This is a genomic window from Sphingomonas sp., from assembly GCF_040398505.1.
GTDB lineage: Bacteria > Pseudomonadota > Alphaproteobacteria > Sphingomonadales > Sphingomonadaceae > Sphingomonas.
Genome location: NZ_JBBATX010000037.1, coordinates 1 through 23,574, shown reverse-complemented (window position 1 = coordinate 23,574; position 23,574 = coordinate 1). Strand labels below are relative to the sequence as shown.

The window sequence follows — 23,574 nt, the reverse complement described above, 5'->3', positions numbered from 1 at the left end:
TTCACCGGCGACCTGATCGACGCCGACGGCGAGCCGACACGCCAGGCCGCCGACGACGTGATCGGTTTCTTCAAGGCAACGCTCGCCGCCTAACCCTGCGTCGCCGTTCCCGCCACGACGTAGAGCGTCACCAGCACGCCGGTCAGCAGCGCGCCCGCGCGGTGACCGCCAGTGCGGCGCCACGCAAAGATCGCGACCATCGCGATGATGGGCAGCACCGCAACGAATTGCAGCGCGATGACCGTCGTCAACGGATCGAATCCTGTGACGAGCGTACCCGTCGCGAAAAAGGCGGCGTAGATCAGCCCCGTCATCCCGATGATTCCGCCCGCCATCGCCAGCACCGCGTTACGATAGCTCCGCGCGGTCGAATCGCCGGTGACGGTCAGCCCGATCACACCGCGCTGCGTGCCGAGGAATGCCAGCGTGATCGGCACGACATAGACCAGCGCGATGCTCCATTGCCGCGCATCGGGCCATTTCACCGCGATGATCCAGAAGCGCAAATCGGTCCCGAACAGTCGATCGACCGCGAACACCGCGAGATAGGCGACCGCGCTGGTCGCCAGCGCGATGCCGATCGCCGGAGCCCAGGGCGACGCCACCGACGTCACCACGCGCGGCCCGAACCGCTGCAGCGCCAGCCCCGCCACCGCACTTGCCAGCGCCCAAACCGCGACTTGCGTCGTCACCGTCTGCGGCAGCAGGACGGTGGCGGGCACGAGCAGATACACCGCGATAAAGCACGGATAGAAGAGCAGCGCCGGCACCAGCAGCGACAGCCAGAAACCGCGCCTCCAGCGTCCGTCCCGCGTCGCCGACGCCGCGATCGGCGTGGCGCGCAGCGGCGCGAACGCCGCGGTGCGCACCAACAGATCGAAACTGCCCAGCACCAGCAGCACAAAGCCGATCAGCGACACGCCGGTCGCGATTTCTTTCCAATACCAGATCTGGTCGCTGGCTGGGCGCGGCGTGCCGCCCTTCAGCGTCTGCGCGAACCAGTCGGTCGCACGGCCAATCGCCGCGGTCGAGATGTGATCGCCGGGGTGGGTCGTGACCGGCTGATACAGCACGCGTGCTGTGCCCGCTGCGACCGAGCCGTAAAGCTTGCCCGCGATAATGGTCTGGTCCGTTCCGAACACGCTCTTCAGCTTGGCGCTGCCATTCACATCGATCGCGCGGTCGACGCCCCACATGATCTTCGAAAACTCGTCATAGGTGCTGTAGACCAGCGCCAGATTGCGCGGCCAGGTCGCGCTCCCGTCCTTGGCATAGGGCGCGCCGGTCGACGATCCTTCGAGCACGATCGCGCGGTAGGAATCGGGCATCGCGGCGGCGGCGGCAAGCACCGTCCAGCCGCCCATGCTATGCCCTTCCAGCCCAATCTGATCCCGGTCGACCATTGGCAGCGAGCGCAGATAGTTCAGCCCGTCCGGCCCGCCAAAGCCGTTCGAAAAAGCCTTGCCGCCGCTATAGCCGTGGCCAGTCTGGTCGAGCGCCAGCACGACATAACCGCGCCGGGCGAACTCGATCGAGAAGCCATCCTGCGTCTCGCGCGAATTGATATAGCCGTGGACGGCGAGAATGCCCGGCGCGCGGGCAGCCGGGGTCGCGGCAGCGGGCACGTAGAGCAGCGCGCTCATCACCGTGCCGTCCTTGCCCGCGAAGCGAATGTCGCGCACCGAAATGCCACCTGCGCTGCGCACCATCATCGCGCACGCGGCACCGCCAAGGATCAGCAACAGCCCGAGCAGCGCGAGCCAGCCGCGGCGGCGTGGCGTGCTCATACCGCGGTCTTGCCATATTCCTGGCGGGTGACCGGATGGCTCGACGACAGCCCGCCGTCGACCGCGATCGCCTGGCCGTTGACGTAGCTTGCATCGTCCGAAGCGAGGAAGGCGGCGACCTTGGCGAGTTCCTCGGGCTGCGCACCGCGCCGCAGCGGGTTGAGGCGACCGACCTTCTCCATCTTGCCCGCCTCGCGCGCATAATCGAAGGTCGGCTTGGTCATGCCGGTTTCGGTCAGGCCGGGGCAGATCGCGTTGACGCGCACGTTGGAGCCCGAGAGCTGCTGCGCCGACACCATCGCGAGGTTGATCACCCCAGCCTTGGAGGCGGAGTAAGCCGGCGACCCTGCGCCGGAGCGGATTCCGGCGACGCTCGCGGTCAGCACGATCGCGCCACCGCCGCGTTCGGCGATCTTGGGCGCGGCGTGCTTGATCGCGAGGTAAGGTCCGATCAGATTGACGCGCAGCACTTCGGTGATCAGCGCGACATCGGTATCGAAGATGTTGGCCATCCCGCCGGAAATCCCGGCATTGGCGAACATCACGTCGAGCCCGCCATAATATTCGCACGCAACGTTCACCGCGCGGATTACGTCCTCTTCACGTCCGGCGTCGATCTGGATCGCGTGCGCGGTGCCGCCTGCCGCATCGATCATCGCGGCGGTTTCGTGGACCGTGTCGGCGAGATCGGCGACGATGACGCTGCCGCCTTCGGAGGCGAACAGCAAGGCCGCCGCGCGCCCGATGCCAGACCCTGCCCCGGTCACGATGATCGACTTGCCGCTGAACCGTGCCATCGCTCGTTCTCCTAAATCGTCACGCCGCCATCGAGCACAATCGTCTGCCCGGTCATGAAACTGCTAGCCGCGCTTGCGAGAAACACGACGGCGCCGGCAATTTCCTCGGGCTCGCCGATCCGGCGCAGCGGCACGCGCTGGTTCGCCTCGGCGATCCGCGCCGGGTCTTCCCACAAAGCGCGCGCGAAATCGGTCTTGATCAAGCCCGGCGCGATGCAGTTCACGCGGACATTGTCGGGGCCGAATTCATGCGCGAGATTGCGCGCGAGCTGCATGTCAGCGGCCTTGGAGATGGCATAGGCCCCAATGATCGGCGTACCGCGAATGCCGCCGATCGAGGAAATGATGACGATGCTCCCCTCCCGCCGTTCGCGCATTTCGGGCGCGACCATTGCGATCAGCCAGTGGTTGGAGACGATATTATTGTCGAGTATCTTGCGGAACTGGTCGTCCGAAATGCCGGCCTGCGGGCCGTAATAGGGGTTGGAGGCGGCGTTGCAGACGAGCACGTCGATCCGCCCGAACGCGGCGCGCGTTTCATCGACCAAATGCTGCAGCCCGGCCTTGTCGGAAATGTTGGCGGCAACCGCGATAGCCGTCCCCGCGCCGAATTTCGCGTTGATCTCGGCGGCGACCGTATCGCACGCATCCTGCTTGCGACTGGAGATGACAACCTTCGCGCCATGCTCCGCCAGTTCGAACGCGCTGGCCTTGCCGATCCCGCGCGAGGAGCCGGTGATGATCGCGACTTTGCCGGTCAAATCGAATTGCGACATTGCTTAAGCCCCCGCCTTCTTGGCAAAATCCCATGCCGCCGCGGCCAGCGGCCCAACGCGTTCGGCGGTCTTGGCCGCCTGCGCGCTCGACGCCGTGCCGTCGACGATGCGCTTCTTGATACCCTGGACGATCCCCGCGAGGCGGAACAGGCTGTACGAGAAATACCAGTTAAGGTTGGGCAAGCCGTCGCGCCCGGTCGCCGCACAATAGCGCGCGACCACCTCATCGACCGTTGGAATGCCACTCTCCGGACCATCGAGCCCCATCACGCCCGAGCGGCCTTCGGGTTCGGTCACCCAGTTCATCAGAAAATAGGCGATGTCGGCGAGCGGATCGCCCAGCGTCGACAATTCCCAATCGAGCACCGCAATCACCTTCGGGGCGTCGGCGGCGAAGATCATATTGTCGATGCGGTAATCGCCATGCACGATCGAGGTGCGCTTCTGTTCGGGCAGTGTCGCAGGAAGCCATGCGATCAGCGACTCCATCGCCGGCATGTGTTCGGTCTCGGACGCGCGATATTGCTTGGTCCAGCGCGCGATCTGGCGTTCGAAATAATTGCCGGGTCGGCCATAAGCACCAAGGCCAGCCGCTTCATAATCGGTGTTGTGGAGCGCGGCGAGCGTGTCGACCATTGCATCATAATGCGCGCGGCGTTCGGACGGGGTCATCCCCGGCAGCGCGCCGTCCCACAGGCTGCGTCCTTCGACCAGCTCCATCACGTAGAACATCGATCCGATCACGTCCGGATCCTCGCACAGCCCGAACGGGGCGGGCACGGGGAAGCCGGTCGGGTGCAGGCCCGCGATCAAGCGATATTCGCGGTCCACAGCGTGCGCCGAGGGGAGCAGCTTTCCGAACGGCTGACGGCGCAGGACATAACTCTTGCCGCCTGCGTCAACGCGGTAGGTCGGGTTCGATTGCCCGCCCTTGAACTTCGACAGCGCCACCGGCCCGTCAATGTCGGGCATGTGGCCCTTCATCCACGCGGCCACCGCCCCCGCATCGATCGTGTCGTCGGCGGGGAGCGGGATCGTGCCGACCATCGAGACGTCCGCGCTGTCCACCATCACGCGAACTCGATCACCGAGCGCACCGTGTCGCCGGTACGAAGCTTGGCGAAGGCGTCATTGACGTCCTCAAGCTTGATCCGTTCCGCCACCATCGTGTCGAGATCGAGCTTGCCGTCGAGATACAGCCGCACCAGCCGCGGCATATCGATCGGGAAGCGGGTCGAGCCGAGCAGCGAGCCTTGCAGCTTCTTGCCCGTCAGGAAGGTCGGACCCGCGATCTTCACCTCGCCCCCCGGCGCGATCATGCCGAGGATCGTGGCAGTGCCGCCGCGCCGCAGGATCGTCCAGGCGAGCTCGGCGGTTTCGGGCCGCCCGACCGCCTCGATCGCATAATGCACCCCGCCGCTGGTGAGCCCGGCGACCTTTTTGGCGAGATCCGGATCGTTCGAGTCGAGCAGATGCGTCGCGCCGAGCTTTTCGGCGAGGGCACGCTTGTCGGCGACGGGGTCGATCGCGATGATCTGCCCCGCGCCTGCGATCTTGGCGGCGTTGATCGCGGCAAGCCCGATCCCGCCACAGCCGATCACCGCGACGGTTTCACCGGGCCGCAACTGGCTGTCGTTGAAGATCGCCCCCGCACCGGTAATCACCGCACAGCCAAGCAAGGCGGCGCGGTCGAGCGGCATTTCCTTGTCGATCGCGACGCAGGCATTTTCATGCACCAGCATCATCTCGGCAAAGGCGGAAAGGTTGAGGAATGGCGCCAGCGGCGTGCCGTCCTTCAAGCTCAGCCGCGGCGGCGCACCCTTCGCGCGCCGCGTCGACGGGTCGATGCAAAGCGACGGTCGTCCGGTGACGCACATCTCGCAACTGCCGCAGAACACGGTAAAAAAGGTGATGACGTGATCGCCGACCTTCAGATGCGCAACGTCCGACCCGACCGCCTCGACGATCCCTGCCGCTTCATGCCCCGGCACCGTCGGCATCGGATGCGGAAAGGCACCTTCGATGAAGTGCAGATCGGATCGACATACTCCGCACGCGACGGTGCGGATCAGCACTTCGCGCGGGCCGGGATCGGAGACCGAAATATCCTCGATCACCAGCGCGGTTTTGCGCGCGTATAAAATTGCGGCCTTCACCGGGTTGCCGCCAAATCGCCGCTCGACAGCCGATCCGCTTTATACTCGGCATATTTGCCGAATTCGTTGCGCGCGATCGCACGGTTGTGGACTTCGTCGGGTCCATCGGCAAAGCGCAGCGTGCGCATCGCCGCCCAATCGTGCGCCAGACGAAAATCACCCGACACGCCGCCACCGCCATGCGCCTGAATCGCATCGTCGAGGATCGACAGCGCCATCAACGGCGCCTGCACCTTGATCATGGCGATCTCCTGCTGCGCCGACTTGTTGCCCGCGCGGTCCATCATGTCCGCCGCCTTCAGGCACAGCAGCCGCGTCATCTCGATGTCGATCCGCGCGCGTGCGATGCGCTCCTCCCACACCGAGAAATCGGCGATGCGCTTGCCGAAGGCAACGCGCGTCAGCAGGCGCTTGGCCATCGCCTCGATTGCGGTCTCGGCGACGCCGATCGTGCGCATACAGTGATGGATGCGCCCCGGCCCGAGGCGCCCTTGCGCGATTTCGAAGCCACGGCCCTCGCCCAGCAGCAAATTCTCGACCGGCACGCGGACATTTTCGAGCACCACTTCGCCATGGCCGTGCGGCGCATGGTCATACCCGTAAACCGACAGCATACGTTTGATGGTCACGCCGGGCGTGTCCATCGGCACCAGGATCTGGCTCTGCTGGCTGTGGCGCGAGGCATCGGGATTGGTCTTGCCCATCAGGATGCCGATCTTGCAGCGCGGATCGCCAACGCCCGACGACCACCATTTGGTGCCGTTGATGACGTAGTGATCGCCATCGCGGACGATGCTGGTCTCGATATTGGTTGCGTCGGAGGAGGCGACGGCAGGCTCGGTCATCAGGAAGACCGAGCGGATTTCGCCGTGCATCAGCGGGCGCAGCCACTGTTCCTTCTGCGCCAGCGTGCCGTAGCGATGGAGCACTTCCATATTGCCGGTGTCGGGGGCCGAGCAGTTGAAGCACTCGCTCGCCCAGCCGACCCTGCCCATTTCCTCGGCGCAGAGCGCATATTCGAGATTGGTGAGCTGCGTACCTTCGAATACGAAGCTGTCGTCGACATGCGTCTGGCCCGAATGCGGCGGCATGAAGAAGTTCCACAGGCCGGCTGCCTTGGCCTTGTCCTTCATTTCTTCAATCACCGGGATCACTTTCCAGCGATCGCCGTCGTGATGCTGTTCGTCGAATTCGGCCTGTCGTGGTCGGATATTCTGGTCGATGAACGTCCGCACGCGGTCCCGGAAATAGTTTTCGCGTTCGCTGAGTGTGAAGTCCATCGCCGCTCTCCAAAATCTGCTGTCGCACGGGTCGTTAGACCGTACCGCGTTTTCGGTAAAGCGACTTTGGCCATCAAAACGCGCGCATTACGCGTGTGCCCGAAAAGGACTGTTTCTTCTAAAAGATGATGTTACAGTTTCGCCATGGAGGCCATTGCGACGATCCCGCTGGAGGAAGATACCAGCACAAAGCGCTTCCGCGCCAAGCGCGACGCGATCCTGGCCGCCGCGGCCGAGGCGATCAACGAACAAAGCGCCAAGGGCATGACCTTCGCCGATGTCGCGCGCCGAGTCGGGCTCAACACGACCAGCGTCACCTATTATTTCAAGCGCAAGGAAGATCTGGCCGCAGCGTGTTTCGAATATACGCTCGAAAAGCTGCTAGCCATGCTCGACGAGTCGCTGGCCGAGGCGACGCCGCGCGCGCGGGTCGCGAAGTATCTGTCGCTCAACATGGCGCGGCTCGCACGGATTCAGCGCGGCGAGGAAACGCCGTTCGCGATCCTGTCCGATTTGCGCGCGATGGAGGAACCGGTGCTCGGTCGCCTGATGACCGGCTGGCGCGAGGTCTTCCGCAAGACGCGCAGCCTGTGGGGCCCCGCCGCCACCCGCGCGCAGACCGACCTGCACGGCGGACGCGCCCACGTTCTGCTTGAAAACACCTTCTGGTTGCCGGTCTGGCTCAACCGCTACGAGCCCGACCAGTATGACCGAGTCGAGGACCGTCTGATGGACGTGTTCGCGCACGGCATTGCCGGGCCGGATGCGCGCTGGAACCCGGCGCTGATCGATCTCGCGCATGACGAGTCCGAGCCGGGGCGCGAGGCGTTCCTGCTGGCGGCGACGCGGCTGATCAACGAGCTCGGCTATCGCGGTGCATCGGTGCAGAAAATCGCGTCCGAACTGAACGTGACCAAGGGCAGCTTCTACCACCATCTCGACGCCAAGGACGATCTGGTGCTGGCCTGTTACAAGCGCAGCCTCGACACCGTCGCCGACGCCCAGCGGCTCGCCGATGCGCGCGGCGGATCGCATTGGGAGCGGCTGTCGGGAACGATCGCCACGCTGCTCGACGTGCAATTCTCCGAACGCGGGCCGTTGCTGCGCACCACTGCGCTGTCCGGTCTGCCGGGCGACGCACGACGCGCGATGGTCGATCGCTCGAACCGGATCGCGCGGCGTTTTGCCGGCACGATGAGCGACGGTATCGCCGAAGGATCGATTCGCCCAGTCGATCCGCTGGTCGCGTCGCAGGCGTTGATGGCGATGCAGAACGCCGCGTTCGACATGCGCAAATGGGCAAGCACGATGTCCCGCGAACGCGCGATCGGATATTATGCCTCGACGCTCGCCTTTGGGCTGTTCGACGATCGCGTGCTGGGGCAATAGCCCGACGGCACCTATCCGTAGTTTCTGGAGCTTTTCATGGCCGACATGGCACGTTTCGATTGGGCTGACCCCTTCTTCCTCGACGATCAGCTCGAAGACGATGAGCGGATGATCCGCGATTCGGCGCGCGCTTATGCGCAGGACAAACTCGCGCCGCGGATCATCGATGCGTTTCAGAACGAAGTGAGCGATCCCGAGATCTTCCGCGAGATGGGCGCGCTCGGGCTGCTCGGCCCGACCGTGCCCGAGCAATATGGCGGCGTCGGTGCGTCGTATGTCGCTTACGGCCTGGTCGCGCGTGAGGTCGAGCGGATCGACTCGGGCTATCGCTCGATGATGTCGGTCCAGTCGAGCCTCGTCATGTACCCGATCCTGAGCTTCGGATCGGAGGCGCAGAAGATGAAATATCTGCCCAAGCTGGCGACGGGCGAGTGGATCGGCTGTTTCGGCCTGACCGAGCCCGACGCCGGCTCCGACCCCGGCAGCATGACGACGCGCGCCAAGAAGGTCGATGGCGGCTATGTCCTGTCGGGGGCCAAGACGTGGATCAGCAATTCGCCGATCGCCGACGTGTTCATCATTTGGGCCAAGTCGGAAGCGCATGGCGACGGAATTCGCGGCTTCATCGTCGAGCGTGGGGCCAAGGGTCTCGAAACCCCGAAGATCGAAGGCAAGCTGTCGCTCCGCGCCTCGATCACGGGCATGATCCTGATGGACGAGATCGAGCTGTCCGAAGACGCGCTGCTGCCCGATGTGCAGGGGTTGAAGGGGCCGTTCGGCTGCCTCAACCGCGCGCGCTACGGGATCAGCTGGGGGGCGCTCGGCGCGGCGGAATTCTGCTTCCACGCCGCACGGCAATATGGGCTCGACCGGCAGCAGTTTGGCACGCCGCTCGCCGGGCGGCAGCTCTACCAGAAGAAACTGGCCGATATGGAAACCGAAATCGCGCTTGGGCTGCAAGCGAGCTTGCGCGTCGGGCGATTGATGGACCAGGGCCGCTTCGCGCCGGAGATGATCTCGATCGTCAAGCGCAACAATGTCGGCAAGGCGCTCGATATCGCGCGGATGAGCCGCGACATGCACGGCGGCAACGGGATCAGCGGCGAGTATCAGGTGATGCGGCATTTGATGAACCTTGAGACGGTCAACACCTATGAGGGCGCGCATGACGTCCATGCGCTGATCCTCGGGCGCGCGATCACCGGGATTGCGGCGTTTTGATGCTTTCCCACCTCGCCCCACATCGTGTCATCCCCGCGAAAGCGGGGATCCATCTTGTGCCGCGGGAGAGGGGTCCCCGCCTTCGCGGGGATGACAATCGGGTGGATGGATGCAGCCAATGACCACGGCCCCTGCCCCCCTATCCGGCTTGCGCATCCTCGAACTGGCGGGGATCGGCCCCGGTCCGTTTTGCGGGATGATGCTCGCCGATCACGGCGCCGAGGTGATCCGCGTCGTGCGGCCGGGCGGCGGCAGCGGGGTGACCGACGATGCGCGCGATCCGCTGCTGCGGTCGCGCCGGACGATCACGCTCGATCTGAAGCGGCCCGAAGCGGTTGCCGCCGTCCGCCGAATCGCGGCGACGTGCGACGGGTTGATCGAGGGATTCCGGCCGGGCGTGATGGAGCGGCTCGGGCTCGGGCCGGATGTGCTGATCGGCGACAATCCCAGGCTCGTGTTCGGGCGGATGACCGGCTGGGGCCAGACCGGGCCGCTGGCCGCCGAGCCGGGGCATGACATCGACTATATCGCGATTTCCGGCACGCTCCACGCGCTGGGCGTGGCGGGCGGAAAGCCCGTCGCGCCGATCAATTTGGTGGGTGATTTCGGCGGGGGCGGGATGATGCTCGCGTTCGGGATGCTCGCCGCGATCCTGCAGGCGCAGGCGACGGGCGTCGGCCAAGTGGTCGATTGCGCGATGACCGATGGGTCGGCGGTGCTGACCACGATGATCTGGGGGATGCGCGGGCAAGGCCGCTGGCGCGATGCGCGCGGCACCAATTTGCTCGATGGCGGCGCGCATTTCTATGACAGCTATGAGACCGCCGACGGCAAATGGCTTGCGGTCGGCGCGATCGAGCCGCAATTCTATGCCGCCTTGCGCCGCGTGATGGGCCTCGACGGGGCAGAATGGGACGCGCAATTTGCCCCCGCCGTGTGGCCGCGGCTCAAGCAGGAACTGGCCTATCGCTTCAAGCAACGCGACCGCGACGATTGGGTTGCGGCGTTTGCGGGGCATGAGGCGTGCGTCGCGCCGGTGCTCGGCTTCGAGGAGGCGACGCAGCACCCGCACAATGTCGCGCGCGGCACCTTCGTCACCGCTGGCGACATTGCGCAGCCGGCCCCTGCCCCGCGTTACTCGGTCAGCGGCACGGTGCCGCCGCGCATGGGCATCGCCGAAGACGGCGCGGCGATCCTGGCCGAAGCAGGGCTGAGTCCCGCCGAGATCGCGGCGCTTACCTGACGCCAAGCGGGTTTGCGCGACCATACCGATCATGCGATAATGCCACAAAAGACCCGATCAGGAGAAGCGTCATGGCCACCGCCGCCGTCAGCCCATCGCAGATGACCGAAGCCGAATGGGAGGCGCGCCAGCAGCTCGCCGCCTGCTACCGCGTGTTCGCGATGCTCGGCTGGTCGGAGATGATCTACAACCACATCACGCTGAAAATTCCGGGCGAGGATGGCGCGTTCCTGATCAATCCGTTCGGGCTGCATTTCAGCGAAGTGACGGCGTCGAGCCTGGTCAAGATCGATATCGACGGCAATAAGCTCGACGAATCTCCTTATCCGGTGAACCGCGCCGGCTTCGTGCAACATGCGCTGTTCCACCGACATTTGCCCGATGCGCATTGCATCATGCACACGCACACGACGGCGGGGATGGCGGTCAGTTCGGTCGAGGGTGGCTTGCGCCCTGCCAATTTCTACGCCTGTAATTTTTACGGCCATATCGCATACCATGATTTCGAAGGCGTGACGGTGCGCGACGAAGAAGGCGTGCGTTTGCTCGAGCATCTCGGCGACAAACGCATCATGCTGCTGCGCAATCACGGTATTTTGGTGATGGGCAAGACACTGCCCGAGGCGTTCCTGAAACATTGGTCGCTGCAGCGCGCGTGCGAAATTCAGGTGGCGACGATGTCGATGGGCGTGCCGCTGGAAGTCTCGGACGAAGTGGTCAAGGTCCACCAGCGCGACCTGCACATGGTGCAGATTCCGGGCGGCGCGGGCGCCGCCGATTTCGCCGCGATGGTGCGGCTGGTCGACAAGATCGACACTGGCTGGCGCGCGTGACGTCGCACTGAGCGACGCGGGAGGTCACGCCAAACGCAGCGGCTTCGTGGTTACGCCCCGATCCGCCGCAGCACCGAGCGATTGCGCGGAAGCCAGACGTCCTGCTTGTCGTCGACCGGATTGACCTCTTTCAGCGTCGTCATCGCATCGCCGTCGCGGGTGGTAGTTTCGCGGACCTCGGCGATCTGATCGCCATCCTTGCGCGTTTCGGTGGTGACGATCGTCCAATGCGATGCGTCCGCGCCCTGCTCGACCTTGACGATTTTTTCCACGCCGACGTCGGTCGGGCGGCTGCGGCGGAAGCTTGCATAGCTGAGCGTCCCGGCGGCGGGATCGACCGCATTGACCGTGGTGATCGTGACGATCCCGGTTTTCGGCCCGTCGTCATACTGCGCGGTGCGGATCGTGGTCACTTGATCAGGCTGCGCCACGATCGTGACCGTCATCGGCAGGCCCTGCCACGTGTTGGACTGATAATCGCGATACTGCAGCTCGCCCTGCCAGCGGCCGGCGGTTTGGTACAAAAGCGCGGCGGCAGGGCTATCCTTGTCCGCCGAAAGCGCTGGCGTGGCAAGGAACGCGAGGCAGAGGGTCAGATAGCGCAAAACCGGTCTCCGGCGAGAGGGTGCAGATCGCTCAGCAAATGCTGACGCCGATATGTACGGTGCCGTCGTCGGACCGGCAATGCCGCCATGATCCGTTGCAATACAGCAACACCCCGTAACGATAATGGGAGCCGCCCTGTACGATAGCATCCCGGAGGCTTGGCAAAGATACAAAATCGGCGAAACATAACGATACAAAGGGGAACAATAATGACGAGATCTGCACTTCTTTCGTCCTGCCTTCTGACCGGAGGCGTGCTCCTTTTTACAGCCAGCACAGCGCAGGCGCAAACAGCCAGCGCGCCGACAACCGCCACTGCGGACGGCGAAGACATCATCGTGACGGGATCGCGTATTCGTCGCGATCCGCTCAATCAGGATTCGCCGGTTACTACGCTTGACCGGGCAGCGCTCGATCAAACCGGGCTGAGCAGCGTTGCCGATATCCTCCAGCGCCTCCCGAGCGCCGCAGGCGGTCTCAATACCAAGGTCAACAATAGCGGCAATATCGGCAATCCGCCCGATGGCGGCGGCGTCGGCGCCGGATCGGCGAATATCGATCTGCGCTATCTCGGGGCCAAGCGCACGCTCGTGCTGGTCGACGGGCTGCGCTTCGTTAACGGTGCCAGTGCCAGCGGCATTCCCTCGACCGTCGATTTGAACACGATCCCGGCGAACATGATCGAGCGGATCGAAGTCCTGCAATCGGGGCAGTCTCCGCTCTACGGATCGGACGCGCTCGCCGGCGTCGTCAACATCATTACCAAGTCGAGCCAGAAGGGCTTGCAGGCGTCGGCGCAGTTCGGAACCTTCCGCCAGGGCGATGGCCATACGCAGGACTACAATGCCAGCTATGGCATCAAGGGTGATACGACGAACATCGTCTTCGGTGCCAGCTACGTCAAACAGGAAGCCGTGCGCACGAGCAACCGCGCGACGTCCCAATTTCCCAATCCGGGCCAGACCAGCTGTACGCAGCCGATTGGCGGCTGCAGCAGCGCGCCCGTGCTTGGGCGGTATGATGTCAACGGGCAGAGCCTGACGCTGCGTGCCCCCGTCATCGGGCGCCGACCCGTGTATGACCCGACGCTTGCAACCGGGGATTTCACGAACTTCACCTCGGCCGCGCGCTTCAACTTTGCGCCCTTCAACTATTTCCTAACGCCATCGGAACGCTATGGCGGGTTCGTCAACATCAAGCAGGAACTGTCCTCCAGCGTCAATTTGCGCGTCAAAGCGGTCTATGCGCACCGAACCTCGCAGAATCAGGCGGCGTTCCTGCCGTTGTTCATCGGTCCGGATGCCGGAAACGGCAACTTGCTCGACACGATCACGATCGATGCAAGCAATCCGTACAACCCGTTCGGCACGCTCTCGGCGGGCAATCCGGGTGATCCGCCAGCCAATTATTCGACGGTGCGCCGCCGCCTCGTCGAGGCCGGACAGCGCACCTACACGCAAGACGTGAATACCATGTCGATCACGGGCGGCCTCGACGGGTCGTTCACGGTCGGCGCACATAAATGGTATTGGGATGCCAGCGCCGTCATCGGGTTCAACGATGCCAAACAGTCCTTCACCGGCAACGTCAACGCAGCGAATTTGGCCCGCGCGCTGGGGCCCGTGTCCAACTGCACCGGTGCCTGTGTCCCGGTGAACATCTTCGGCGGGGCGGGATCGATCACCGCCGATCAGCTTGCCTATATCACTTATACCGAGCGCAACCGCAGCGCGCAGGAGCTGCAGGACTATACGGCAAATTTGAGCGGCGACCTGTTCGAACTGCCCGCAGGACCCGTCGGCTTCGCGCTTGGGTATGAGCATCGCTACCAGAAGGGCAGCTTCGATCCCGATCCGATCACCGCCGCCGGGCTGAGTTCGGACATTCCCTCGCTTCCGGCGGTCGGCAGCTATACTTCGAACGAAGTTTACGGCGAGCTGCGCGTGCCGGTGCTGAAGGAAAAACCGTTCTTCTATTCGCTCGATCTCGATGGGGCCGTGCGCCATGCGAATTTCTCGCGCAGCGGCAGCACGACGACCTATACGGGGAGCGCGACGTGGAAGCCGGTGCAGGACTTCTTGCTTCGCGGTTCCTACGCGACCGGATTTCGCGCGCCAGCGATCGGCGAGTCGTTCGGTGCGGCCTCGCGTGCCGACGCGCCGATCGACGACCCCTGCACGAACGTTGCGGGATCGCCCTATCGCAATAATGTCGGCAGCGTTCGGGCAAATTGTACCGCCAATGGCGTACCCGCCAATGGCAGCTATCAGGAGCCGAATGGCGGCCAGTTGGGCGTCCTGACCGGCGGCAATCAAAATCTGCGGCCCGAAACGTCGAAGACACTGCTGTTCGGCGGCGTCTATTCGCCAAATTGGGCGCGTCGCGGCTTTGCCAGCCAGTTGAGCCTCGAGGTCAATTATTATGACATCAAGGTCGACAATGCGATAGCTCCGGTCGACGCATCGCTGACACTCAGCCGCTGTGCCTTTAGCGGCGATCCGCTGAGCTGCGCGGCGATCACGCGCACGCCAAACGGCCTGATTTCGCGGATCAATGCGCAGTTACAGAATATCGGCAGCATTCGCACGCGCGGGATCGACGTGATCGCGACTTTCCGTACCAAGAAGACGGCGGCAGGCTCCTTCGGGCTGACCGGCAGCGGCAACTTCCTGATGAAGTATAGCGAGACTTTCCCGGCCGCAGTCGGGTTCACCACGACCAACTATCTGGGCAGCACCCGCGGCTTCCCCGACCAATCCTATCCGCGCTTCAAGGGGAATGGCACGCTGGATTGGGCCATGAATGCCTTCAGCGCATCGTTTACGGGTCGCTATATCGACGCGGTGCGCGAAGCCGATGGCACCAAATTGAAAAGCACGTTCTACGGCGACGTGCAGATCGGGTACGCGTTGTTTGACCGCAAGCTCGCGCTGACGGTCGGCGTGAACAACGTCTTCAACCAGGATCCGCCCGCGTGCTTCAGCTGCACCGGCCCGAATTATGATCCCACTACCTATGATGTGCCGGGCCAGTTCGGCTATCTTCGGATCTCGTACAAGATGTAACGCGCCGCCCGCGCGGTGCCATCGGGCGGCAGCGTCGGAAACGGGTCATTTCGCTATTGCGCGCACGGCGCTATCGTAGCGCCATGACTCGTTTCACCGTCAACAATCAGCCCGTGCATTATAAGATGGACCCCGACACGCCGTTGCTGTGGGCGCTGCGCGATGCGTCGAATTTGACCGGCACCAAATATGGCTGCGGCAATGGCGAATGCGGGGCATGTACCGTCGACATCGACGGCGAAGCGGTGCGATCATGCCAACGGACGATCGCTGCGGTCGAAGGGAGTTTCGTCACCACGATCGAAGGCCTGTCGCGCGAACGCACGCACCCGGCGCAAATGGCGCTGATCGCGGGGAATGTGGTACAATGCGGCTTCTGCATTCCCGGAATCGTGATGTCGGCCTCGGTGCTGCTGAAGAAGAACCGCAACCCGAGCGAGGACGATATCCGCGCCGGGATCACCAATCTGTGCCGCTGCGGCATCTATCCGCGGCTGATTGAGGCGATTTTGCTCGCGGCGAGCGTCCAGCGCGGCGACGAGACGATCGATGCGCCGCCGGTACCGGGGACCTCCCCGGCGGATGCTGCACGCGAGGTTCCGGCGTTGGTGCCGCGCAATCGATAATTCCTTTCTGATCGCTGTCAGCGCAATTCAGGCACGGCTCATCGACGCGCGGCTAGGACGAGTTCAACGGCCGGACATGGCGTCCGGACGAAGATTGAGGACAGTTTGATGCGCAAGTCTTTGCTCGCCGCGATCATGGCGGCTTCTGCGTTGATCCCGGCGACTGCGTTTGCGCAGGATGACGGCGACGGACGGCAACGCGGCGCGCGCCAGGAGCGCGCGGAACTCCAGGACCGCCCAGCCCGCGAGCAGCAACCGCAGCGCGAGATGCGCGCGCCCGAAGCGCGGCCGCAATTCCAGCCGCCGGCGCAAGTTCAGCAACCGCAGCCGCAGCCGCGCTTCGAACGGCCCGACCGGGGCGATCGCCCTGATTTCGGCGGTGGGCGCGGTGGCGACGGTCAAGCGCGCGGCGATTTCCGTGGCGGTCGGGGCGAGATGCAGGGTGGCCCCGCCGCGGTGCGCGTGCCCGGACCAGTGCCGCAAGTGCAGACCCCGCCGCAACAGCAGCCACAGCGCGGCTGGGACGGCAGGCCCGGGGACGGCAGGCCCGGGGACAGCAGGCCCGGGGACGGCAGGCCCGGGGACGGCAGGCTGGGGGACGGCAGGCTGGGGGACGGTCGCCGCGACGGTCGACCGGACTTCAATGGCGGGCAGCCGCCACGCGGTGACGTACGGGGCGAGATTCGGAATGACGGGCGCGGCGAGGTTCGCGCCGATCGGCCCGACGATCGTCCGGACGTCCGCCGCGATTGGCGGCAGGATGCCCGGCGTGACGGCTGGCAGGACGACCGGCGCGGGTATGACGTGCGCGGCGGCGACCGGCGCGGCTATTCCAGCGGCTATAACCGCGGCTGGGACGGCAATTGGAACGGCAACAACCGCAACTGGAACCGCGATTGGCGGCGCGACAATCGCTACAATTACAATGTTTACCGCAACCAGAACCGCAATATCTTCCGGCTCCCGCGTTACTATGCGCCGTACGGTTGGGGTTATGGTTATCGGCGTTTCTCGATCGGCTTCACGCTGAGCTCGATCCTGTTCGACCAGGATTATTGGATTGACGATACCGATTATTACCGCTTGCCGCCGGCTTATGGTCCGTATCGCTGGGTGCGCTATTACAATGACGCGCTGCTGGTCGATATCCGCTCCGGCTACGTCGTCGATACGGTGTACGACATCTTCTGGTAAGCGCCGGAAGCGACTGAGACAGGGGTCCGCAGGCGCTGGCTTGCGGACCCCTTGTTTTTTGGGACGAGGCAGGCAAAGTCTCGGGCATGGCTCTCTTTGCAAAAAAACCCAACGGTGCCTCGCCGGTGCGCCGCTTGTTCGGGGAAACGGTATCGGCCCGCCTCGCCAACAATCCGGCGGTGAAGCGCGCCAAGGTCGACACCGCGCATATCTATTATCACCCCGATTTCCTCGATGCCGCGACGTGCAGCCGCTTGTGCAAGCTGATCGATGCCAATCGCCGCCGCTCGACCGTGCTCGCGGCGGAGACGGTTCAGGAGTTCCGCACCAGCGAAAGCTGCGACATGGATCGCTGGTCGCCCGAAGTGCAGCCGACCGACGAAGCGATCGCCGAATTGCTCGGGATCGATCCGGTCCATGGCGAAACGATGCAGGGGCAACGCTATGCGGTGGGCCAGCATTTCCGCGCGCATTTCGACTATTTCAACGAGAAACAGCCCTATTGGCCGAAGATGATCGAAACTGGCGGACAGCGCACCTGGACCGCGATGATCTATCTCAACACGGTCGAGGAAGGCGGCGCGACGTGGTTTCCGCAGATCGGCATCAAAGTGGCGCCAAAGCGCGGGCTGCTGCTCGCGTGGAACAATATGAACCCCGATGGCAGCCGCAACGACCAGACGCTGCACGAGGGGATGCCCGTGGTGAAGGGCACCAAGTACATCGTGACCAAGTGGTTCCGCGAGGGGAATTGGATTCGGGAGTAGCGGATCAATCATCCCCTCCCGCTTCCCCGGCGCAGGCCGGGGCCCAGTTGCGAAGGTCGATCTAGTCGAGCGCTTCGCCCGATCATTGCTGTTTCGCGACTGGGCCCCGGCCTTCGCCGGGGTGGCGGTGGAGCGGGAGCCCTATTCCGAAATCCGCACCACCTTGCTCCCCCCATCCGCCGCGATTTGTGCGGGGGTGAAAGGCAACCGGTGCCATTTCTTGACCGAGAAAGCGCGCGTCTGATCGGCATAATAGGGTGACGCCGGATCGGTCGCTTGCGAATAGCTGAGCAGCGCATCGGCGACCGGCCCGGCGGCATCGAAACCAACGACCTGGATGTAGCTCGTCCCGTGCTTGGGCACGATGCCGCCTGTCACAACATCGGCTTGCTGCACGTTGAGCACGCCAAGCGTGCCCGCCGCGCCGTGGATCGGGATATGGTCGGCACCGCGCACCGCGAACTGCACGTCGCCCCAGCGCGCATCGAGCGCGATCCCTTCCTTGCCGAGCCGCGCGACCGCCGATCGCAGCGCCGCGAGCAGCTTTTCGCCCGCCGCCCCGCTGGTCACCAGATCGCGCGGCGTGTGGACCGCGTCGGCCGTGTCGAACGGCACCGCCCATTGCGGGGCCTTCACCGCATCCCAGAACGCCGCGAACAGATACGCCCCGCGACTGTCGAGATCATAGCGCCGGTCCCACCCGGCGAGCGCCGCGCAGGCCGCCGTCAGATCGGCTTGCTCGCGACACAAAGCCAGCAGCGGATCGACCGCGAGTTCGGCCGCGAGGCTTTTGTTGGCGAACGCCATCGCCTCGGCGCGGGGCTGGTCGATTTGCGTGCCGGGCAAGCCGTCGGTGCCGCTCAAGCGTCGCTCGATTTCGAGCAAGCCGGAGCGCGTGCGGAGCGTCCGCACAGTCTCGGCGCCGCCCAGGATTGGCGAGCGGACGATCGACGGGACCTTGGGGTTGCTCAGCCAATAGGAATCGTTGCTGTTGGCGACATAATCGCGCCGTGCCAGCACCGCCTGATCGCGTGCCGGCATCAGCCCCGCCACCGCCGTGCCGGGGGCCTTGTCCCAGTCGCACGCGCTGCGGCTGCCATCGAGCAGCACCAGCCGCCCGGCGAACGCCGCTGACAACGGCGTGGCGCAATCCTTGACCTTGGCGGTCGAGACATTGGGGACGGCGGTGACATCGGCATGCAGCGCATTGCCCGCGCGATCCGCGGTGATCGTATTGACCCACGGAATGCCGAGCGTGCGCTCGACCGCCGCGCGGACCTCGCCGACGCTGTGCGCCTGCCCGATCGCCAGCCAGGTATCGAGCGCACGCTGATTGTTATGGTTGGCATCGCGCAGCGTGAAGGCGGTGGTCTTGTTCCACACGAACCCGGCGAGCGGATTGGCGACGACCGGGCCATAGCGCGTCGCATACATCGTCCGCACCACCGGCGCGGCGCCATCCTGCATCGGCACGCTGACGCTCATGCGGCGCATCTTCTCACTCTTGCCGTCGACCAGATACGCGGTCGGATCGGCGGGATCGAGCTTGAGCTGGAACATCGTGAAATGCTGCGCGGCGGTGACGGTATGCGTCCACGCGACATCCTTGTTGAAGCCGAGCGTGACGATCGGCCCGCCTGCCAGCGTGACACCCATCACGTCATATTTGCCCGGCAGAGTCAGGTGCATTTCATAGAAGCGGCTCGGCCCCGTCCACGGAAAATGCGGATTGCCGACGAGCAGGCCGCGCTTGTCCGCGGTCACCTCCGACCCGAACGCCCAGCCATTGCTGCCAAAACCGACGTCGCGGGGCCGCAGCGGATCCTCACCCGGCTGGACCGACGCCTGCACCGTACCCGGCGGCGTCGCAAACACCACGAACGGCGCGAGCGCGAGCGAACTCGCCAGCAGCATCTGCTTCTCGGTCAGCCGCAGCATGTCGTCGAGGCCGACCGGCCGGACCCAGCCCTTGCCGCGACACGCGACCGGCACGCCCTGCGGCCCGAGATCGCGCAGCGCCTTGTTATAGCCGGCAAGATAGCCGCGCACCAATGCCTGCGTCGCGGGACTCGCCTTGACGAAGCCGCTGCGCAAAGCGGGCAAATCGACGATCGTGCGGAAGAACACGTCCGACGACAGATTGTCGATCCGGTCGAAGCCAAGCGTCGCGGTTCCCTTCGGTCCCCAGATGCGCGAGCGATCCCCCGCGACGGTCGCGAATTCCTCCGCCAGCATGCACAGATTGTCCTGCGTATAGGCATAAGCGACGCCGTAACCGAGCCCGCCCCAGGTGTTCGCGCGGATATGCGGGATGCCGTATGTGGTGCGCGTGATGCTGGCGGCGAAGCGCGGGGCTTTGGCCTGTACGCCGGTCGCGCACAGTAATGCTGCGCCTGCTGCTAGGCTTGCCAGATACCGCATTGTCTCTCTCCCTGTTTTGGAGACGTTTGCACGCGCCCGCCGCCCACGCAACACACCATGTCACGCTTCCCCGGCGAAGGCCGGGGAAGCGTAAGCGGTGTAGTTCAGCCCGCCCGCATTGCCCCCTGCCCCCACAACCCGCTACGATGCCCCCTCATGAACGTCCTCAACATCAAACAGTCGATCCTCGGCCAGCCGTGGCGCTGGCGCATGCTCGAGACCGATGCGCGCGATCCGGGTTTCGCGCCCGACGATCTGGTTACGCAATTGCTGCTCGCGCGCGGTTGCCCGCGTGACGCACTGGAGGCGCACAAGGCGCCGAGCATCCGCGCCTTCATGCCCGATCCCTCGATCTTCCGCGACATGGACCGCGCCGCCGAGCGCCTCGCCGATGCGGTGCAGGCAAGCGAGCAGGTCGCGGTGTTCGGCGATTACGACGTCGACGGCGCGACCTCGGCGGCGTTGATGATCCTGCTGCTGCGCGATCTCGGGCTAGAAGCGCGGGCGTACATCCCCGATCGGCTGATGGAGGGCTATGGCCCGTCGGGCGCGGCGCTGGTCCGGTTGAAGGATGAGGGCGCGAGCCTGATCGTCACGGTCGATTGCGGCGCGCAAGCGTTCGAGGCGCTCGAAATGGCGCGCGTCGCCGGGGTCGACGTGTTGGTGGTCGATCACCACAAATGCGCCGCCGCCCTGCCCCATGCGCACGCCTTGGTGAACCCCAACCGGCTGGATGAGACGGAGGGCGCGGCGCACGGCCATCTGGCGGCGGTGGGCGTGGCCTTTCTGCTCGGCGCGGCGCTGATCCGGACGCTCCGCGCGCGGGGCTATTTCACCGCGCGGGCGGAACCGAAATTGCTCGATCTGCTCGATCTCGTCGCGCTCGGCACCGTTGCCGATGTCGCGGCGCTGAAAGGCCTCAACCGGGCGTTCGTCGCGCAAGGCCTCAAGGTGATGGCGCAGCGCCGCAATATCGGCCTCAACGCGCTGATCACCGCGTCGCGACTAACGCGCGCGCCGACTAGCACCGATCTGGGCTTCGCCCTCGGCCCGCGCATCAATGCCGGCGGGCGCGTCGGCAAGTCCGACCTCGGCGTGCGGTTGCTGACCACGCGCGACCCGGCCGAAGCCGAAGCGATCGCGGTCGAGCTCGACCGGCTCAACGAGGAGCGCCGCGCGATCGAGGGGATCGTGCAGGAGGCGGCCGAGGTGATCGCCGCGACCAAGAGCAACCACGCCGTTATCGTCGTGGCGGGGCACGGCTGGCACCCGGGCGTGATCGGCATCGTCGCCGGGCGGCTGAAGGAGAAATTCGGCCGCCCGGCGCTCGTCATCGCGATCGACGAGGCGGGCGTGGGCAAGGGCTCGGGCCGGTCGATCCCCGGGGTCGATCTCGGCGCGGCGGTGCTGGCGGCGAAGGATCACGGGTTGCTCGTCGCGGGCGGCGGGCATGCGATGGCGGCCGGGCTGACCATCGCCGAAGACCGGATCGAAGCGTTCGGCGACTTCCTCGCCGAGCGCCTCGACGCGACCGTGACGCGCGCGATGGGCGACCGCGCGCTGCTGCTCGATGCGGTGCTGACCGCGAGCGGGGTCAACCCGACGCTGGTCGCGGCGATGGAGGCGGGCGGGCCGTACGGCATGGGCTGGCCGCAACCGCGCGTCGTCGCGGGGCCGGTGCGCGTGATCAAGGCAGACGTGGTCGGCAACGGCCATGTCCGCGCGATCGTTTCGGGCGACGGCGGCGGCACGCTCAAGACCGTCGCCTTCCGCCAGGCCGACACCGCGCTCGGCCAAGCGTTGCTCGGCGCACCGCCGCACCGCAAACTGTGGCTGGCCGGCCGCGCGAAGATCGACGATTGGGGCACCCGCCCCGCCGCCGAACTGCATCTCGATGACGCCGCATGGGCCGATTGAGCATTTTGCTGCACACAAGCGCTTGACCAGCGCCCGCGCTTTGCCTAACCGACCCTCCGCACCCGACACGTTTCGGGTACGGCCCCTTCGTCTAGCGGTTAGGACGCGGCCCTTTCACGGCTGAAGCACGGGTTCGATTCCCGTAGGGGTCACCAGTTCAACGTTTTCAATGTGTTAGCTGGTATTTTCGTCCAAATGTATCACATGATAGTAACTCACTTCGGAACGAACGTTTCGAGCCCTTAGTGACCCCAAATTACAAAAATGTTACCGATTATGGGGCTGCGTTCGAATGGCGCTTGTCGTTTGTTACCCATCGGGCCATTCCGTTGCCAGCAGACCCCGGATTTCGAGGCGCTCAATTCAAGCGAGTGCCTCCGGAATGCCTTTAATTGCTGCGCGAAAAAGTGGAATCCGAAACCGCCGTCGGCGCGAGGCAAAACGCCTCCTTCGCGACCGCAAAATCTACGCTTTTCTGCGGGTCTTGAAGCAAAGGTCGGTAGACTGGCATAGGCTTCTCCGTGAGCCAATCGAGCCCCTATCAGTCTGGGTTGGCAAAGATACACACTCCCAAGGCCACAAGCTCACCAAGTTCCCGGTCCGCTTCCAGCCAAACGGCAAGCCAATGCCGGAGTGGAAAGATCTGTCCACCTGGTTCAAGCTTCAGCTGACAGTATGGGTCATGGACCAATGGGAGTTTCAAACTTTTAACATCCATCTACACCCACGGCTCGACATGACCTGGTCGGCAGACGGCCGCGACAAACGAATGGCCATCCGCGACCGGCTCAGACGCGAACTCGATGCCAAAGTTAGACCCGGTCTCGAACACTTCTTTGTCATCGAAGGTTGGAGCAAGCTCACCAAAACCGAAACAATCATTCACATCCATGGCGCCGCAGCGATCTATGAAGATGGGGACGCGGACAAAATTATGGACGCTGCGGCCCGCGCAATGGGGCACCGCATTGCACGGGCACCGAAGATGGCAAGAGCTACCCATGGTCGGCTCTTTACCCGCGAGGGTCCTGCGTACATCAATTACCTGTTTAAAAGTGTGCGCCGGCAGGATGATCGGCTTCCATCGCGGCGTGTCACCCAATCCAGATCGACTGTCGGAGCAACCCGCGAATTTTGGAAAATGATTACTGCACGATAGTCGAACCCACCCGCACCCCAATGCGAATGCGTTCAAGGTCATCTCTCACCAAGCTAGAGAGACCACCGATGCAAACTTTCACCTTCATTACCCCTGACCAACACAGGGTCGTCGTCTTCGCAATCAGCTACGGGCACGCTGTAGGGGTGTATGCCCTACGGCATGAGACGATCCATGGTCAGTTCCCCAAAACGCTCTGTAGCGACGTCTGGCAAGCCCCAGAGGCCCACTCCCAGCGTCACCTGGATACTGCCCTCTGAACCGTCCCGGGTTTCTCGGAGGCTGAACCGTCCCGGGTTTCCTGGAGGCTATTTGGTTTGAGTCATGCAACCATATC

19 protein-coding genes and 1 tRNA gene are annotated in these 23,574 nt (G+C 64.5%); 11 read left to right on the top strand and 9 right to left on the bottom strand.

What is annotated here, in order from left to right:
* Nucleotides 1-89: 89 nt before the first annotated feature.
* From ABWP09_RS06815 to ABWP09_RS06790, 6 genes are read right to left on the bottom strand one after another with little or no spacing between them, the layout of a single operon-like run.
* Complete coding sequence (locus tag ABWP09_RS06815; protein ID WP_353204394.1) at nucleotides 90-1,787, bottom strand: alpha/beta hydrolase family protein; 1,698 nt, start codon at nucleotides 1,785-1,787, stop codon at nucleotides 90-92.
* A complete protein-coding gene (locus ABWP09_RS06810) occupies nucleotides 1,784-2,584 on the bottom strand; it encodes an SDR family NAD(P)-dependent oxidoreductase (RefSeq protein ID WP_353204393.1) in 801 nt (266 codons plus the stop codon). Before ABWP09_RS06810 ends, ABWP09_RS06815 begins: the two co-directional genes overlap by 4 nt.
* 11 nt (nucleotides 2,585-2,595) lie before the next feature.
* A complete protein-coding gene (locus tag ABWP09_RS06805; RefSeq protein WP_353204392.1) occupies nucleotides 2,596-3,360 on the bottom strand; it encodes an SDR family NAD(P)-dependent oxidoreductase in 765 nt (254 codons plus the stop codon).
* 3 nt (nucleotides 3,361-3,363) lie between these two features.
* Complete coding sequence (locus tag ABWP09_RS06800) at nucleotides 3,364-4,431, bottom strand: phosphotransferase family protein (RefSeq protein WP_353204395.1); 1,068 nt, start codon at nucleotides 4,429-4,431, stop codon at nucleotides 3,364-3,366.
* Nucleotides 4,431-5,516: a Zn-dependent alcohol dehydrogenase gene (locus tag ABWP09_RS06795; protein ID WP_353204391.1), complete on the bottom strand. Its 1,086-nt coding sequence runs from the start codon at nucleotides 5,514-5,516 to the stop codon at nucleotides 4,431-4,433. Before ABWP09_RS06795 ends, ABWP09_RS06800 begins: the two co-directional genes overlap by 1 nt.
* Nucleotides 5,513-6,796 (bottom strand): acyl-CoA dehydrogenase family protein, encoded by a 1,284-nt coding sequence (locus ABWP09_RS06790; protein ID WP_353204390.1) that lies wholly within the window; start codon nucleotides 6,794-6,796, stop codon nucleotides 5,513-5,515. The genes ABWP09_RS06795 and ABWP09_RS06790 overlap by 4 nt, the downstream gene beginning before the upstream one ends.
* A 144-nt stretch (nucleotides 6,797-6,940) precedes the next feature.
* Here ABWP09_RS06790 and ABWP09_RS06785 point away from each other — a divergent pair, with 144 nt between their 5' ends.
* From ABWP09_RS06785 to ABWP09_RS06770, 4 genes are all read left to right on the top strand, one after another.
* Nucleotides 6,941-8,185, top strand: a complete 1,245-nt coding sequence (locus ABWP09_RS06785) for a TetR/AcrR family transcriptional regulator (RefSeq protein ID WP_353204389.1) — start codon at nucleotides 6,941-6,943, stop codon at nucleotides 8,183-8,185.
* 36 nt (nucleotides 8,186-8,221) lie between these two features.
* Nucleotides 8,222-9,406, top strand: coding sequence for an acyl-CoA dehydrogenase (locus tag ABWP09_RS06780; protein WP_353204388.1), 1,185 nt, complete (start codon nucleotides 8,222-8,224; stop codon nucleotides 9,404-9,406).
* Between the two features lie 118 nt (nucleotides 9,407-9,524).
* On the top strand, nucleotides 9,525-10,649 hold the full coding sequence (locus tag ABWP09_RS06775) for a CaiB/BaiF CoA transferase family protein (protein ID WP_353204387.1): 1,125 nt from the start codon (nucleotides 9,525-9,527) through the stop codon (nucleotides 10,647-10,649).
* A 71-nt stretch (nucleotides 10,650-10,720) separates the two neighbouring features.
* The gene (locus tag ABWP09_RS06770; protein WP_353204386.1) at nucleotides 10,721-11,482 is read left to right on the top strand and encodes a class II aldolase/adducin family protein; all 762 of its coding nucleotides are present in this window, start codon (nucleotides 10,721-10,723) and stop codon (nucleotides 11,480-11,482) included.
* Nucleotides 11,483-11,532: 50 nt separating this feature from the next.
* On the opposite strand, the gene ABWP09_RS06765 is transcribed toward ABWP09_RS06770, so the two are convergent.
* On the bottom strand, nucleotides 11,533-12,087 hold the full coding sequence (locus ABWP09_RS06765) for a hypothetical protein (protein ID WP_353204385.1): 555 nt from the start codon (nucleotides 12,085-12,087) through the stop codon (nucleotides 11,533-11,535).
* A gap of 255 nt (nucleotides 12,088-12,342) precedes the next feature.
* Here ABWP09_RS06765 and ABWP09_RS06760 point away from each other — a divergent pair, with 255 nt between their 5' ends.
* A complete protein-coding gene (locus ABWP09_RS06760; protein ID WP_353204384.1) occupies nucleotides 12,343-15,153 on the top strand; it encodes a TonB-dependent receptor domain-containing protein in 2,811 nt (936 codons plus the stop codon).
* An 83-nt stretch (nucleotides 15,154-15,236) separates the two neighbouring features.
* A complete protein-coding gene (locus tag ABWP09_RS06755; RefSeq protein WP_353204383.1) occupies nucleotides 15,237-15,779 on the top strand; it encodes a (2Fe-2S)-binding protein in 543 nt (180 codons plus the stop codon).
* Between the two features lie 63 nt (nucleotides 15,780-15,842).
* On the opposite strand, the gene ABWP09_RS06750 is transcribed toward ABWP09_RS06755, so the two are convergent.
* Nucleotides 15,843-16,181, bottom strand: a complete 339-nt coding sequence (locus ABWP09_RS06750; RefSeq protein WP_353204382.1) for a hypothetical protein — start codon at nucleotides 16,179-16,181, stop codon at nucleotides 15,843-15,845.
* A 33-nt stretch (nucleotides 16,182-16,214) separates the two neighbouring features.
* Here ABWP09_RS06750 and ABWP09_RS06745 point away from each other — a divergent pair, with 33 nt between their 5' ends.
* Nucleotides 16,215-16,973 carry an RcnB family protein gene (locus ABWP09_RS06745; RefSeq protein WP_353204381.1) on the top strand — a complete coding sequence of 253 codons (759 nt, stop codon included), beginning with the start codon at nucleotides 16,215-16,217 and terminating at the stop codon, nucleotides 16,971-16,973.
* A gap of 86 nt (nucleotides 16,974-17,059) precedes the next feature.
* Nucleotides 17,060-17,740, top strand: a complete 681-nt coding sequence (locus ABWP09_RS06740) for a prolyl hydroxylase family protein (protein ID WP_353204380.1) — start codon at nucleotides 17,060-17,062, stop codon at nucleotides 17,738-17,740.
* Between the two features lie 141 nt (nucleotides 17,741-17,881).
* Here ABWP09_RS06740 and ABWP09_RS06735 read toward each other — a convergent pair whose 3' ends face one another.
* Nucleotides 17,882-20,161, bottom strand: a complete 2,280-nt coding sequence (locus ABWP09_RS06735) for a penicillin acylase family protein (protein WP_353204379.1) — start codon at nucleotides 20,159-20,161, stop codon at nucleotides 17,882-17,884.
* Nucleotides 20,162-20,317: 156 nt separating this feature from the next.
* Between ABWP09_RS06735 and recJ the strand changes: the two genes are divergently transcribed.
* The 3 genes from recJ to ABWP09_RS06720 all read left to right on the top strand — a co-directional run bounded on the left by recJ (nucleotide 20,318) and on the right by ABWP09_RS06720 (nucleotide 23,237).
* On the top strand, nucleotides 20,318-22,078 hold the full coding sequence (gene recJ, locus ABWP09_RS06730) for a single-stranded-DNA-specific exonuclease RecJ (protein ID WP_353204378.1): 1,761 nt from the start codon (nucleotides 20,318-20,320) through the stop codon (nucleotides 22,076-22,078).
* Between the two features lie 80 nt (nucleotides 22,079-22,158).
* A tRNA-Glu gene (locus tag ABWP09_RS06725) sits at nucleotides 22,159-22,233 on the top strand.
* A gap of 470 nt (nucleotides 22,234-22,703) precedes the next feature.
* Nucleotides 22,704-23,237 carry a hypothetical protein gene (locus ABWP09_RS06720; RefSeq protein WP_353204377.1) on the top strand — a complete coding sequence of 178 codons (534 nt, stop codon included), beginning with the start codon at nucleotides 22,704-22,706 and terminating at the stop codon, nucleotides 23,235-23,237.
* The last annotated feature ends 337 nt before the right edge of the window (nucleotides 23,238-23,574 follow it).

Coding starts and splice junctions, on each gene's coding strand:
- ABWP09_RS06815 (WP_353204394.1), bottom strand. CDS start 1,787: ATGAGCACGCCACGCCGCCGCGGCTGGCTCGCGCTGCTCGGGCTGTTG.
- ABWP09_RS06810 (WP_353204393.1), bottom strand. CDS start 2,584: ATGGCACGGTTCAGCGGCAAGTCGATCATCGTGACCGGGGCAGGGTCT.
- ABWP09_RS06805 (WP_353204392.1), bottom strand. CDS start 3,360: ATGTCGCAATTCGATTTGACCGGCAAAGTCGCGATCATCACCGGCTCC.
- ABWP09_RS06800 (WP_353204395.1), bottom strand. CDS start 4,431: ATGGTGGACAGCGCGGACGTCTCGATGGTCGGCACGATCCCGCTCCCC.
- ABWP09_RS06790 (WP_353204390.1), bottom strand. CDS start 6,796: ATGGACTTCACACTCAGCGAACGCGAAAACTATTTCCGGGACCGCGTG.
- ABWP09_RS06785 (WP_353204389.1), top strand. CDS start 6,941: ATGGAGGCCATTGCGACGATCCCGCTGGAGGAAGATACCAGCACAAAG.
- ABWP09_RS06780 (WP_353204388.1), top strand. CDS start 8,222: ATGGCCGACATGGCACGTTTCGATTGGGCTGACCCCTTCTTCCTCGAC.
- ABWP09_RS06775 (WP_353204387.1), top strand. CDS start 9,525: ATGACCACGGCCCCTGCCCCCCTATCCGGCTTGCGCATCCTCGAACTG.
- ABWP09_RS06770 (WP_353204386.1), top strand. CDS start 10,721: ATGGCCACCGCCGCCGTCAGCCCATCGCAGATGACCGAAGCCGAATGG.
- ABWP09_RS06755 (WP_353204383.1), top strand. CDS start 15,237: ATGACTCGTTTCACCGTCAACAATCAGCCCGTGCATTATAAGATGGAC.
- ABWP09_RS06745 (WP_353204381.1), top strand. CDS start 16,215: ATGCAGGGTGGCCCCGCCGCGGTGCGCGTGCCCGGACCAGTGCCGCAA.
- ABWP09_RS06740 (WP_353204380.1), top strand. CDS start 17,060: ATGGCTCTCTTTGCAAAAAAACCCAACGGTGCCTCGCCGGTGCGCCGC.
- ABWP09_RS06735 (WP_353204379.1), bottom strand. CDS start 20,161: ATGCGGTATCTGGCAAGCCTAGCAGCAGGCGCAGCATTACTGTGCGCG.
- recJ (WP_353204378.1), top strand. CDS start 20,318: ATGAACGTCCTCAACATCAAACAGTCGATCCTCGGCCAGCCGTGGCGC.
- ABWP09_RS06720 (WP_353204377.1), top strand. CDS start 22,704: ATGCCGGAGTGGAAAGATCTGTCCACCTGGTTCAAGCTTCAGCTGACA.